Source organism: Acidovorax sp. FG42, assembly GCF_057809195.1.
This window is the reverse complement of sequence record NZ_JBMDJM010000001.1, coordinates 68,785-81,483: the sequence shown is the minus strand read 5'-3', so window position 1 is coordinate 81,483 and position 12,699 is coordinate 68,785. Positions and strand designations below refer to the sequence as shown.

The following is a 12,699-nucleotide window of genomic DNA, read 5'->3' as shown; positions in this document are numbered from 1 at the left end:
AAGGTGCATACGGACGCTTACACAGGCCCACGGTACACTTTGCGCCTTCTGAAACAGGTTCCCGTGCTCCTTTTCCTATCCCCTCATGGCCCTTACGACGGCGGCGCAGTCCCGCTCCAGCTTTGACCTCAAGAGCGCCTCGCTGCCGGTGGTGGCGGTGCTGCTCAAGACCACCGACGCCGCCCAGTTCGTAGCCGACCTGGCCGAGCGCGTGGCCGATGCCCCGGGCTTTTTTGACAACGACCCTGTATTGATCGACCTGGCGCCCGTGCGTGAGGCCGAAGCGCCCATCGACTTTGCCGCCATCGCAGCCGCGCTGCGCCAGCACAACACCCTGCCTGTGGCCGTGCGCGGCGGCAGCCCCGCCCAGATGGAGGCAGCGCGTGCTGCAGGCCTGGCCGCAGCGCCCGATGCCCCCCCCGCGCGTGCCGAGGCGCCCACGCCGGTGCAGGAAGTGGTGCGCGAGGTGATCCGCGAGGTCGAGGTGGAAGTGGTACGCGAAGTCCCGGTGCAGGTGCCCATGCCCGGCCCCGGCACCGTGGTGGTGGACAAGCCCTTGCGCTCCGGCCAGCAGGTGTATGCGCGTGGCGCCGATCTGGTGGTGATGGCCGTGGTGAGCTTTGGCGCCGAGGTGATTGCCGACGGCAACATCCACGTCTATGCCCCGCTACGTGGCCGCGCGATTGCCGGTGCACGCGGCAACACCGAAGCCCGTATTTTTTCGACCTGCCTGGAGCCGCAACTGGTCTCCATCGCAGGCATCTACCGCACCACCGAGACCGAGCTGCCCGCCGAGGTGCGCGGCAAGCCGGCCCAGGTGCGCCTGGAAGGCGAGAAGCTCCTGATCGAGCCGCTCGCCTGAGCCCCCATTTCATTCGTACCAACCCACAGAGAATCAGCAACACATGGCCAAAATCGTCGTCGTGACCTCCGGCAAAGGTGGCGTGGGCAAGACCACCACCAGCGCCAGCTTTGCCACCGGCCTCGCCCTGCGCGGCCACAAGACCGCCGTGATCGACTTTGACGTCGGCCTGCGTAACCTGGACCTCATCATGGGCTGCGAACGCCGCGTGGTGTACGACCTCATCAACGTGATCCAGGGCGAGGCCAACCTGAACCAGGCGCTCATCAAGGACAAGCAGTGCGACAACCTGTTCGTGCTGGCCGCCAGCCAGACGCGCGACAAGGACGCGCTCACGCAAGATGGCGTCGAGAAGGTCCTCAAGGACCTGGCCGCGATGGACTTTGAATACATCGTCTGCGACTCGCCTGCCGGTATCGAAAGCGGCGCGCTGATGGCCATGCACTTTGCCGATGAGGCGCTGCTGGTGACCAACCCCGAGGTGTCTTCGGTGCGCGACTCCGACCGCATCCTGGGCATGCTGGGCAGCAAGACCAAGCGTGCCATCGAAGGCGGCGAGCCCATCAAGGAACACCTGCTCATCACGCGCTACAACCCCAGCCGCGTGCAGGACGGCCAGATGCTGAGCCTGGAAGACATCCAGGACATCCTGCGCATCAAGCTGATCGGCGTGATTCCCGAGTCGGAAGTGGTGCTGCAGTCCTCCAACCAGGGCACGCCCGCCATCCACGCGCAGGGCAGCGATGTGAGCGAGGCGTACAAGGATGTGATCGACCGCTTCCTGGGACAGGACAAGCCGCTGCGTTTCATTGACGCTGAAAAGCCCGGCTTCTTCAAACGCCTGTTCGGGAGCAAATAGCCATGGCTTCTTTCCTGTCCTTCCTGCTCGGCGAGAAGAAAAAAACCGCCAGCGTTGCCAAGGAGCGGCTGCAGATCATCCTGGCGCACGAGCGCAACGGCCGCAATGCGTCTGAGCCCGACTACCTGCCCGCGCTGCAGCGCGAGCTGGTGGCGGTGATTTCCAAGTACGTCAAGATCAACCCCGACGACCTCAAGGTGCACCTGGAGCGCCAGGACAACCTGGAAGTGCTGGAAGTCAAGATCGAGCTGCCCGATACCGTGCGATAGGCCGCCACGGCCACCGGGCCGCGCACTCCCATCGCGCCCCCGCGTCGCCCCAGACCCTGCCCCGCAACCTGCGTGGCAGGGTTTCTTTTTGGGCTGGTGGGACCTGATTTGGCCCGACAATTGCTGGATGTACTAGGGTAATCCCTAATCTCTCGGCAACAAGGCTCCTGTGGACACAACCTGGAAACTCAGCTGGCAGCGTGCACGCAACCATGAGGGCGTCACGCGCGGCGCGCGTGCCTTGGTCGCCCTGGCCGCCGTGCTGGCCTATGGCTGGTGGGCCGACTGGCAGGCTGAGCTGATGCCGGTGCTGCTGGGCGTGATCGCCAGCGCACTCACCGAAACTGACGACAGCTGGCGCGGGCGCCTGCGGGCGCAGTGCCTGGCGCTGGCGTGTTTTGGTCTCATGGCCGGGGCCGTCTGGGCGGCGGTGTCCTGGCCCTGGGTGCTGATGGGGGTGATGGCGTTGCTGGCCTTTGGCATCACCATGCTGGGGGCGCTGAGTGAGCGCTACCGCGCCATTGCCTTCGGCTCGCTCATCCTGTTCATCTATGCGGGGCTGGCCGCCCACAGCAGCCGTGCGGGCGCGGGTGACGCGATCCCCCGCATGCTGGCGGGCGCGGCCTGGTACGGCGTGGTGTCGGTGCTGTGGCATGCCGTGCTGCCGCGCGCGCCAGTGCGTTACCGCCTGGCCAAGCTTTACGCCATGCTGGGCGAATACCTGCGCCTGAAAGCGCTGCTGCTCGAACCCGTGCGGGATGTGGACCTGGAACGCCGCCGCATGGCGCTGGCGCTGCACAACGGCCGCGTGGTGGACGCCCTCAACGCCACCAAAGAGAGCCTGATCAGCCGCATGGGTCGGGGTACGCCCCCGCTGTGGCTGCAAACGGCCATGCAGCAGTACCTGGCGGCCCAGGACGTGCACGAGCGCGTGAGTTCGTCCCACGAGCATTACGACCTGCTTGCCCAGTCGTTCTTTCACAGCGACGTGTTGTACCGCTGCCAGCGGGTGCTCACGCTGCTGGGTGAACAGGCGCTCAAGCTGTCGGTGGCGATCGAGGCGCAGACGGTGCCCCAGCACTGGGGCGTGACGGCCCGTGCCATCGAGGACATGCAGGCCGCCGTGGCGCACCTGGCGTCACAGCCGCAGTCCGTTGGTGCTGCGTCCCTGCCTGCCCAGTCCCGGGCGTTGCGGTCGTTGCAGGCGCTGGCCGACAACCTGACCGCACTGGCCGGGGTGTTTGCCGGTGCGCTGGCGCTGCCCGCCCACACCGCGGAAGCGGCGGTGGACCACGCCCTGTTTGACCGAGAGCCCCGCAGCCTGCGCGATGCCTGGGCGCGCCTGCGCTCGCACTGGCAGCTGCAGTCCCCCTGGCTGCGCCACAGCCTGCGGCTGAGCCTGTCCCTCATGGTGGGCTTTGCGCTCATGCAGGCCACGGCCGACCCGCACGGGTACTGGATCTTGCTGACCATTGTGTTCGTGAGCCAGCCGCAGTACGCGGCCACGCAGACGCGGCTGATGGAGCGCGCCAAGGGCACGGCGATGGGGCTGGCGCTCGGGTGGGCGGTGATCCAGCTGTTTCCGGGCGAGCTGGTGCAGGCCGCATTGCTGGTGCTGGGAGGCGCGGTGTTTTTTGGGGCACGGCACACCCGCTACACCTTGGCCACGGCGGCGGTCACCACCTTGCTGCTGCTCAGCTTTCACCAGATGGGCGCGGCCAGCGGCGTGATCTCTGCGCGCCTGCTCGATACCGTGGTGGGCTGCGTGATCGCGGCCGTGGCCTCGTGGCTGGTGCTGCCGTCGTGGCAGTCGCGCCACTGGCCCCGGCTGGCCGCCCAGGTGCTGCAGACCCAGGCGCTGTACCTGCGAGAGATCCTGGCGCAGTACCAGGGCGGCAAGTGCGACCACCTGGCCTACCGCCTGGCCCGGCGCAATGCCCACAACGCGGATGCCGCGCTGTCCAACTCGTACAGCGCCATGCTCAAGGAGCCCTTGCATGTGCGTGGCAACGCCGAGGTGGTAGGGAATTTCCTGTGCCTGTCGCACACCCAGCTCAACTACCTGTCGGCGCTGGGCGCCCAGCGCGGTGGCACAGCCGCTCAGCCCATGGACGAGGCTACGCGTGAGCTGGCGCAGAGCCTGCTGGCGTCCCTGCAGCAGCTGGCGCTGGAACTGGAGCGCGCGCAGCACTCCGGCAGGGTGCGTAAGACCCACAGCGCCCCGGCGGTGGCCCAGGTGCTGGGCGAGTGGGGCACGGTGCCGGCAGCGCCCAGCGCGCACAGCCTCATGGCAGCGCAGCTGCAGCTGGTGGGCAAGGTGTTTCCGCAGCTGCAGGCGCAGGCGCGCCAGCTGGTGACCACGGAATAGGTTGGGCGGAGTGCGGTGCGGGAGTCGTGCCGCAGCCAGGTCAACGTGCGTGCTTGGCGAACTTGCCCGCAAATGCCTGGGCAATGCTCAGCCCGCGTTGCCCCGCGACCAGCGTCGCAGTCTGCCCGGCGGCGATGGTGCCGGGCCGGTCCACCGCCAGGTAGTAGCCGCAGCAGCCCGCCACCGCCATGGCGCGGCCGGCCTGGGCAAAGCCCATCACGGCATTGAACTTGAAGCAGGGTTCGCGAGGCGCCGCCACGCGCAGCACGCAGTCCGGGAAATGCCACTCGTCGCCCACAAACACCTCATGCTCCAGTGGGCCGTCAATGGTGAGGTTCTCGCCCATGAAGCCCGGTGGCAGCGCTTCGTCGAACAGGCTCACGCCCCGCTCGCGCCGCTGGGCCTGCCAGAACGCATAGTGCGCGGCGGGGTAGGCATACACCGCCTTGGTCAGCCCGCCATGCACGCTCAGGTCGGCCTGCTCGTCCCCCGCAAGCCCCAGCGGGCCCACGGCCACGGGGCCCGTGACGGAGGTTTTGCCGATGGCGGTGAGCACCGACCGCTCGCCCACCTTCAGGCGCCGGGCGGTGCCAACGTTCACGTGGCGCACGACGATGGCGGGCGCCGTCACAGCGGGTGCTCGGTGTAGAACTTGCCGCCGTGGTACAGCAGGGGCGATGCGCCCTCGCGGTGCTCGCAGCGCTCCACCTCGCCCACGAAGATGGTGTGGTCACCCTCCTTGTACTGGCTGCGGTTGAAGCATTCGAACGTGGCGGCGGCACCGGCCAGCAGCGGCGCGCCGCTGATACCGGGACGGTGCTCCAGGCCGGCCCAGCGGTCAATGCCGCGGGTGGCGAACCGTTCGGCCAGGTCCTTCTGGTCCGCTGCCAGCACATGGATGGCGTAGTGCGAGCCGTTGGCAAACGCCGGCATGGTGCTGGCGCCGTGTGACAGGCTCCACAGCACCAGCGGGGGCTCCAGCGACACCGAATTGAACGAGCTGGCCGTGAGCCCCACCAGTTCACCCGCCGCATTACGCGCGGTCACGATGGTCACACCCGTGGCGAACATGCCCAGCGCATTGCGGAATTCGCGGGTCGAAAAGCTCGGCGGCAGGGCGAGGGCGGGGCGGGGGAGCGAAGGGTTCACAAAAGCGGCGCCAGCGGTGGCGGCGTGGGGGCAAGCGACAGGACCTATTATCAGGCGCCACCCTCCGCCGCGCTGTTGCGGGGTTTACATCTGCTTTTCACCGCATGGCCGCATTGCTTCCCACCTTCACCACCCTCGGCTCCGGCCCCACCGTGCTCATGCTGCACGACGCGGACGGCGACCACCTCACCTTTGCGCCCCAGGTGGAGACCCTGGCCACCGCCGGCTACCGGGCCGTGGCCTGGGACATGCCCGGCTATGGCCGCAGCGCGCCCGTGGAGCCCTACACCTTCAAGGCGCTGGCACAAAGCTGCCTGGCGCTGATCGATGCGCTGCGCTGCGGCCCCGTCACGCTGGTCGGCCACGGCATGGGCGCCATGGTGGCGCTGGAGGCCGCCGTGCGGGACGCGTCCCAGGTGCGCCGCATGGTGCTGTGCGCGGGCGGTCCGGCGCTCGATGCCCAGGCCGTGCAGGACTGGGTGGCACCGCGCGAGCAGGCCCTCAAGGCCCTGGACGCGGGCGGCAGCATGGAGCAACTGGCCCAGACCCTGGTGCCGCAGTGCATCGGCACCGGCGCTCTGCCCGAAGGCGTGCGCCTGGCGGGCCACGCGCTGGGCCAGGTGTTCCCGGGCGCTTACCGCCGCGCCCTGGAGGCCCTGCCCACGTTTGACCGGGGCGCTGCCGCGCTGGCGCACCTGGCCATGCCGGTGCTGCTGGTGGGCGGCGATCAAGACCGGTGCACTCCTCCGGCAGCCCTGCAGGCGCTGGCCCAGGTGTTGCCCGATGCGCAAACGGTGCTGCTGCCGCATGTGGGGCATTGGCCCCAGCTGGAAGACCCCGAAGGCTTTGACGCAGCGCTGCTCGATTTTCTGGCCCAGCGGCGCACGCTGCACTGACCCTTTGGACCCCGCTTTGCTCAGCCGCCGCGCCCGGGCATGAACGCTGCCTTTTTTCTTCATGCTGTTTGCCCTCAAGAAAATTCTGTCTGCGCTGCTGTTGCCGCCGGTGTCCAGCATTGTGCTGGCGCTGTTCGGCCTGTGGCTGGCGCGCTACCACCGCCGCACGGGCAACACGCTGGTGGTGCTGTCGCTGTTGTCGGTGCTGGTGCTGTCCTGGCCGCCGGTGTCGGACGCGCTGGTGCGCAGCCTCGAGCGCTACCCCGCCGTCACGCCGCGCCAGTTGCCCGAGTCGAAGGTACAGGCCATCGTGGTGCTGGGCGGCGGTGCCGACACCGTGGCGCCCGAATACGGGGTGGACGTGCTCAGCCGGGGTGTGCGCGAACGGGTTCGCTATGCCGCCTACCTGCAGCATCAGACGGGCTTGCCCATCCTGGCCACGGGGGGCTCCACAGGCGGCACACGGGCCGAGGCGCTGGTGATGAAGGATGTGGTGGAGCGGGAGTTCAAGGGCCGGGTGCGCTGGACCGAAGTGGAGTCCCTCGACACCCGCAACAACGCCACCAGGTCGGCCGTCCTGCTCAAGGCCGCAGGCATCGAGCGCATCGCGCTCGTCACCCACGGCTGGCACATGGTGCGTGCCGCCCGGGACTTTGAGCAGGCCGGGCTGCAGGTGCTGCCGGCGCCCATGAGCTTCAAAGGGGGGCAGGCGCGCAAGCTGTATCGCGTGCTGCCGCGCGCCTCGGCGCTGTCCGACAGCAGCCTGGCGCTGCATGAGTGGCTGGGCATACTGGCCCAGCGTGCTTCGCTGGACCGCTGAGATCAGCCCGCAGCGGGCGTAGTCAAGAAGCGGCTGGCCGCCTCCACCGCCTGCGCATCGGCCTGCACGGCGCCCGGGGGGCCGCCCTTGCCCCACAGCGCACCGCCCCAGGTCATGGACAGGAACTGCGCACTCAGCGCCACCGAATCGATCATGGGCTGGGCCTTGGTGCGGTCGCCGCTGGTGGTGATGAGCGACAGCGTCTTGCGGCCCATGGCGTCCTTGAAGTCCAGGCCCGGCACGCGCATCCAGGCGCTCCAGTGGTCAAGGTAGGTCTTGAGCGGCGAGGGGATGCTGTACCAGTACACCGGGGCCACCCAAACGATATGGCTGGCGGCCAGCGTGGCGTCCAGCAAGGTTTTCATGTCGCCCTCAGGCGGTGCGTAGGTGCCGGTGGTGTGGCGCTGGTCCACAAAGGGCGGCAACTGCATGCGCGCCAGGTGGTGCCAGGTTTGCTCCGTGCCTGAGGGCAAGGCCGCTGCGGCCTGCCGTGCCAGCCATTCGGTGTTGCCGAGGTGGCCGGGTTCGCGGGTCGAGGTGGTGAGGAAGAGGTAATGGGGTGCAGACATGGCCGGCATCGTAGCGGGACCGGCCCTTGTCTGCAGGCGCGCTGTGGGAGCCGCCCCTTAGAACGTGTTCACGATCTTAGGCCGCGACCACGGTGCGCGGCGCGCGCACGGCTTCGGCCCCCAGAAAGCCGAAGTTCATCGCAGGCTGTTCGCCGCTGATCAGCTCCGCCAGTGCCTTGCCCGAGCCCGCACCGTGCGTCCAGCCCAGTGTGCCGTGGCCCGCGTTCACCCAAAGCTTGCCCACGCGCGTGCGGCCGATGAACGGGATGTTGGTGGGCGTGGCGGGGCGCAGACCGGTCCAGTACTGCGGGTTGCCGCCTTCCTCGGGCGTGCGGGTGTCGCACACGCCGGGAAGGATGGCCTCGATGCGGCGCGAGAGCATGTGGCAGCGGGCGCGGGCCAGGGAGCTGTCGAGGGTCAGGTCCCAGCCATTCAGTTCGATGGTGCCCGCCACGCGCAGGAAGTTGCCCAGGCGGCTCATGGCGATCTTCTTGCCGTCGTCGATGGTGGAGACCATGGGCGCACCCTCGGGCTTGAGCAGCGGGAAGGTCGCGCTGTAGCCCTTGCCGGGGTAGATCGGCAGGTCCACGCCCACGCTGCGCAGCAGCGGCGCGCTGTACGAGCCGCAGGCCACCACAATGGCGTCCGCCTTCAATATGAAGTCTTTTTTGCCGCTTGCGATAGTGGAATTTGGCATGACTGCTACTGAATCAATAGCGTTGCCAATCTTGTTCAGACGCAGTACATCGTGGCCGTACAGGAACTGCACGCCCCGTGCCGCGCAGCGGCGGGCCAGTTCTTGGGTGAAGACCCGCGCATCGCCGCTCTCGTCGGTGCTGGTGTAGGTGCCACCGGTGATCTTGTCGCCGTAGGCCTTGAAGGCCGGTTCGATCTTGAGCAGCTCGTCGCGGCTGACCAAGCGGCGCTGCACGCCGTGCTTGCGCATCAGCTCCACGGCATGGCCTGCGGCGTCGAACGATTTCTGGTCGGTGTAGAAGTGGGCAATGCCGCGTTCGAGCCGGTTGTATTCGATGCCGGTGGTTTTCACCAGGTCCTTCAGCGCGGCATGGCTGTAGGCGCCCAGCGCCACAATCTGCTGCACATTGCGCTCGAACGCCGCGTCGTTGCACTGCGCCAGGAACTGCAGACCCCAGCGCCATTGCTGCCAGTCCATCTGCGGGCGAAACAGCAGCGGCGCCTCCTTGTCGAACATCCACTTGAGCGCCTTGAGCGGCGCCTCGCGGTTGGCCCAGGGCTCGCAGTAGCTCACCGAGATCTGCGCCGCGTTGGCAAAACTGGTTTCGAGTGCTGCATCGGGCTGGCGGTCGATCACGATGACTTCGTGACCGCGTTCCAGCAGGTGCCACGCTGTGCTGATGCCGATGATGCCGGCGCCGAGAACAATGGTTTTCATATGCGGAATGCCTTGTGAGCCTTTGTGTGCCACACGCCCCAGTGCGGGACACGATGGGGCGCAGTGTGCGCGACATTGCATTCAACTAAAAGCAAAATTAAACTTACTCCAAAAACATCAGCGCGCCTAATGAATAGAGCTGCGGAGACAACCCTCTTTTGTTCGAGTCCGAGACCATGAGCACCTACGATCCCGCCGCCCTGGAATGCCTTGCCGCCATCGTTGAAGAGGGCGGCTTCGAGCGCGCTGCGCAGCGCCTGAACGTCACGCAGTCGGCCGTCTCGCAGCGCCTGCGCGCGCTGGAGGCGCAGGTGGGCTCGGTGCTCATCGTGCGCAGCCGCCCGCTGCGGCCCACGTCGGCCGGCCAGCTGCTGCTCAAGCACACCAAGCAGATGCGCCTGCTGCGCGCCGATCTGGAGCGCGACCTGCAGGAGCTGGCGCCCAGTGCACCGGGGGGCTCGCGCGAGGACGAGCGCATCTCGATCGCCATCAACGCCGACAGCATCGCCACCTGGGCCATGGGCGCGCTGCACGACCTGGTTCGCCAGCGCCTGCCGCTCGAAATCATCGTGGACGACCAGGACTTTACCCAGGAATGGCTGCGCTCGGGCCAGGTGCTGGGCTGCGTGACCACGCTCAAGCAGGCGCTGCGTGGTTGCAAGATGGTGCCGCTCGGGGCCATGCCCTATGTGGCGGTGGCGTCGGCCAGTTACGCACAGCAGTACCTGCCCCAGGGGCTCACGCCCCACAACTTCCGCGATGTGTCGTTTTTGTCGTTCAACCGCAAGGACGACATGGCGGCCGAGTTTGTGGCCCGTGCGTTCGGTCTCAAGCGCGTGGCGCTCAACCACTTGTTTGTGCCGGGCTCCGAGGCGCAGATGCGCGCAGTGGCCGCTGGCTGGGCCGTGGGGGTGATGCCCGAGCTGATGGCGCGGCAGGCGCTGGCCGACGGCAGCATGGTGGACCTGGCTCCCGGCCGGTCGCTGCCCATCCAGCTGTACTGGCATTGCTGGAACCTGGAGTCCGAGTTGCTGGATGCGTTGTCGTCGGCACTGACGAGCGCTGCGGCCCAGGCGCTGGTGTCCTAAGAACCTGTTCAAAGGCCGTCTGGCTGCGCCCCTGCGGCGGGGTGCGCGGCACGTTTTGTGCTGTCAAAAACGTGAACGACGTAGTTGCATTGCAACTTCGTCATTTATTTTTTTACTGCAATGTATAAAATGGACGCCATGCAAACGCCGCAACCCAAAGTTTCGTTCAAGGAGCAGATGCACCAGGCCCGCGAGGATGCCATCCTCCAGTCCGCCTGCCGCCTGCTGGGTGAAAAGGCCTTCGACGCCATGACCATGGACGACGTGGCCAACGCCGTCGGCATCGCCAAGGCCAGCCTGTACAAGCATTTCTGCAGCAAGGAAGAACTGTGCAGTGCCGCCATGGTGCAGATCCTGGGGCGTGTGCAGACCTACTTGGCGGGCCTGCCCGCGGACATGCCGCCGCTGGAGAAGCTGCATGCGCTGGTGCGCTGGTCGCTGGAACGTCTGCTGACCAACGAGATGCCCCTGCTGCCCAGCCGCAACTCCACGCTGCGCGCGGTGCTCATGGCCAACAAGGACTACCTGAACGGACTGGTGGCGGTGAGCGACCAGATCGGGGAGTGGATCACCCAGGCCCAGGCACAGGGGGTGATCAGCCCCACGCTGCCGCCGCTGGTTGTGCTGTACACCTTGTATGCGCGTGCGTGCGACCCGGTGGTGAGCTTCCTCAAGGAAGGCGGGCAGTATTCGGACGCCGAAATCGTGGACCTGGTGGTGCGCACCTGTTTTGACGGACTGGCAGCGCGTTGACATGGCGGCACGATAAGCCGCATCGATAAAAAAGCCCGGCACGCCGGGCTTTTTGCTGTGTGGGTGCTGCGCCGGTGGGGGCGCGCAGCACCTGGGGTCCTGTCACTTCGGCAGGATGACCTTGTCCACCACGTGGATCACGCCATTGCTGGTGAACACGTCGGTCGCCACGATGTTGCTGGTGCGCATGTTCTGGTCGGTGATCACCAAGCTGGAGTTGATGGTGAAGGTCTGGCCCTGCACGGTGGTGATGGCGGTGTTCACAGGCACTTCGGCCTTCAGCACGCGCGCGGGCACCACGTGGTAGGTCAGCACCTGGGTGAGCAGGGTCTTGTTGGCCAGCAGCGCGTCCTTGGTCACGCCCAGCTCGGTCAGCAAGGCAGCAAACGCCGCGTTGGTGGGGGCAAACACGGTGAAGGGGCCAGCGCCTTGCAATGTGCTCACCAGGCCGGCGGCCACCACGGCCTCGACGAGGATGCTGAAGTCCGGCAGGGCCGAGGCAGTGGCCACGATGTCCTTGTCGGCGGGCAGCAGCACCTTGTCCACCAGATGCACCACGCCGTTGCTGGCCTGGATGTCGGTGCTGGTGATGGTGCTCACGCGATTGCGGCCGTCGGTGATCTTCAGGCCGTTGTTCGACTCGATCTTGAAGTAGCCGCCCGACACCGGCGTGATCGCCTTGCCCAGGGGCACATCGGCCCGCATCACCTTGCTGCCCAGCACGTGGTAGGTGAGCACGGCGGTCAGCAGGGGCTTGTTGGCCAACAACGCTTCCTTGGTCACGCCCAGTTCGGTCAGCAACGCGGCAAACGCTGCGTTGGTGGGCGCGAACACGGTGAGCGTGCCCGTGCTCAGCGTGGGCGCGAGGCCGGCGGCGACCACAGCTTCGACCAGGATGCTCAGCTCGGGGGTGTTTTGGGCCAGCTCGACGATGTTGCGCTGGGGCTCGTCGTCTCCGCCCCCACAGGCTTGCAGCAGGGTGGTGCTGGCGCCCAGGGCGGCAGCCATCAGGACGGTGCGGCGATTGAATACAGTGTTCATGGCGGCTTCTCCTCGTGAATGGAAGGTGGCTGAAAAGAGCGGTGGTGCCAGTGGCTTACTTGGGCATCAGCACCGTGTCGATCGCATGGATCACGCCGTTGCTGGCGGCCACGTCGGTGGCAATGACCTTGGACTGGTCGACCATCACGCCCATGCTCGTGCTCACGGTGAGTTCCTGGCCTTGCACGGTCTTGACCTTGCCGGCCTTCACGTCGCTGGCCATGACCTTGCCGGGCACCACGTGGTAAGTCAGCACCTTGGTCAGTGCGGCCTTGTCGGCCAGCAGGCCGTCCAGCGTGGCCTTGGGGATCTTGGCGAAGGCTTCGTCGGTGGGAGCAAACACCGTGAATGGGCCGGGGCCCTTGAGGGTGTCCACCAGACCGGCGGCCTGCACGGCGGCCACCAGGGTCTTGAAGTTGCCCGCCTTCACAGCGGTATCGACGATGTCTTGCGCCATGGCGCTGAAGGTGGCGCCAGCGGTCAGAGCGAGTGCAATCAGGGTCTTCTTCATGGGTCGTTCCTCTCGGTTTCGATGGAATTGACACGCCAAGATGGGCGTGGCGCGAATGTATAACCATTTGGTACGAAAGTAAACTGATTGGTTATTCAAT

Annotated in this window: 14 protein-coding genes; 8 read left to right on the top strand and 6 right to left on the bottom strand. The window is 66.8% G+C overall.

Annotated elements, in window-relative coordinates; translation table 11 throughout:
- Window positions 1-85: 85 nt before the first annotated feature.
- The 4 genes from minC (at window position 86) to yccS (ending at window position 4,358) form a co-directional block, all read left to right on the top strand.
- Window positions 86-862 (top strand): septum site-determining protein MinC, encoded by a 777-nt coding sequence (gene minC / locus ACODSM_RS00375; protein WP_110960550.1) that lies wholly within the window; start codon window positions 86-88, stop codon window positions 860-862.
- 43 nt (window positions 863-905) lie between these two features.
- Entirely contained in the window at window positions 906-1,721 is an 816-nt protein-coding gene (gene minD, locus ACODSM_RS00370; RefSeq protein WP_015011986.1) for a septum site-determining protein MinD, read from the top strand.
- 2 nt (window positions 1,722-1,723) lie between these two features.
- Window positions 1,724-1,990 (top strand): cell division topological specificity factor MinE, encoded by a 267-nt coding sequence (gene minE / locus ACODSM_RS00365; protein WP_015011987.1) that lies wholly within the window; start codon window positions 1,724-1,726, stop codon window positions 1,988-1,990.
- Between the two features lie 169 nt (window positions 1,991-2,159).
- Entirely contained in the window at window positions 2,160-4,358 is a 2,199-nt protein-coding gene (gene yccS, locus ACODSM_RS00360; protein ID WP_488803948.1) for a YccS family putative transporter, read from the top strand.
- Window positions 4,359-4,398: 40 nt separating this feature from the next.
- On the opposite strand, the gene ACODSM_RS00355 is transcribed toward yccS, so the two are convergent.
- Entirely contained in the window at window positions 4,399-4,989 is a 591-nt protein-coding gene (locus ACODSM_RS00355) for an MOSC domain-containing protein (RefSeq protein WP_488803947.1), read from the bottom strand.
- The gene (locus tag ACODSM_RS00350; RefSeq protein ID WP_015011990.1) at window positions 4,986-5,507 is read right to left on the bottom strand and encodes a flavin reductase family protein; all 522 of its coding nucleotides are present in this window, start codon (window positions 5,505-5,507) and stop codon (window positions 4,986-4,988) included. Before ACODSM_RS00350 ends, ACODSM_RS00355 begins: the two co-directional genes overlap by 4 nt.
- 104 nt (window positions 5,508-5,611) lie before the next feature.
- Here ACODSM_RS00350 and ACODSM_RS00345 point away from each other — a divergent pair, with 104 nt between their 5' ends.
- Both ACODSM_RS00345 and ACODSM_RS00340 read left to right on the top strand, forming a co-directional pair.
- Entirely contained in the window at window positions 5,612-6,403 is a 792-nt protein-coding gene (locus ACODSM_RS00345) for an alpha/beta fold hydrolase (protein ID WP_309827568.1), read from the top strand.
- Window positions 6,404-6,464: 61 nt separating this feature from the next.
- The gene (locus tag ACODSM_RS00340) at window positions 6,465-7,223 is read left to right on the top strand and encodes a YdcF family protein (protein ID WP_488803946.1); all 759 of its coding nucleotides are present in this window, start codon (window positions 6,465-6,467) and stop codon (window positions 7,221-7,223) included.
- A gap of 2 nt (window positions 7,224-7,225) precedes the next feature.
- Here ACODSM_RS00340 and ACODSM_RS00335 read toward each other — a convergent pair whose 3' ends face one another.
- Window positions 7,226-7,801 (bottom strand): flavodoxin family protein, encoded by a 576-nt coding sequence (locus ACODSM_RS00335; protein ID WP_488803945.1) that lies wholly within the window; start codon window positions 7,799-7,801, stop codon window positions 7,226-7,228.
- 67 nt (window positions 7,802-7,868) lie between these two features.
- The gene (locus ACODSM_RS00330) at window positions 7,869-9,206 is read right to left on the bottom strand and encodes a D-amino acid dehydrogenase (RefSeq protein WP_488803944.1); all 1,338 of its coding nucleotides are present in this window, start codon (window positions 9,204-9,206) and stop codon (window positions 7,869-7,871) included.
- Between the two features lie 176 nt (window positions 9,207-9,382).
- Between ACODSM_RS00330 and ACODSM_RS00325 the strand changes: the two genes are divergently transcribed.
- Window positions 9,383-10,294 (top strand): LysR family transcriptional regulator ArgP, encoded by a 912-nt coding sequence (locus ACODSM_RS00325; protein ID WP_108627198.1) that lies wholly within the window; start codon window positions 9,383-9,385, stop codon window positions 10,292-10,294.
- 129 nt (window positions 10,295-10,423) lie between these two features.
- On the top strand, window positions 10,424-11,047 hold the full coding sequence (locus tag ACODSM_RS00320; protein ID WP_108626237.1) for a TetR/AcrR family transcriptional regulator: 624 nt from the start codon (window positions 10,424-10,426) through the stop codon (window positions 11,045-11,047).
- Between the two features lie 102 nt (window positions 11,048-11,149).
- Here ACODSM_RS00320 and ACODSM_RS00315 read toward each other — a convergent pair whose 3' ends face one another.
- Window positions 11,150-12,088: a fasciclin domain-containing protein gene (locus ACODSM_RS00315; protein ID WP_488803943.1), complete on the bottom strand. Its 939-nt coding sequence runs from the start codon at window positions 12,086-12,088 to the stop codon at window positions 11,150-11,152.
- A 55-nt stretch (window positions 12,089-12,143) separates the two neighbouring features.
- Window positions 12,144-12,599 (bottom strand): fasciclin domain-containing protein, encoded by a 456-nt coding sequence (locus tag ACODSM_RS00310; protein ID WP_015011998.1) that lies wholly within the window; start codon window positions 12,597-12,599, stop codon window positions 12,144-12,146.
- Window positions 12,600-12,699: the final 100 nt, after the last annotated feature.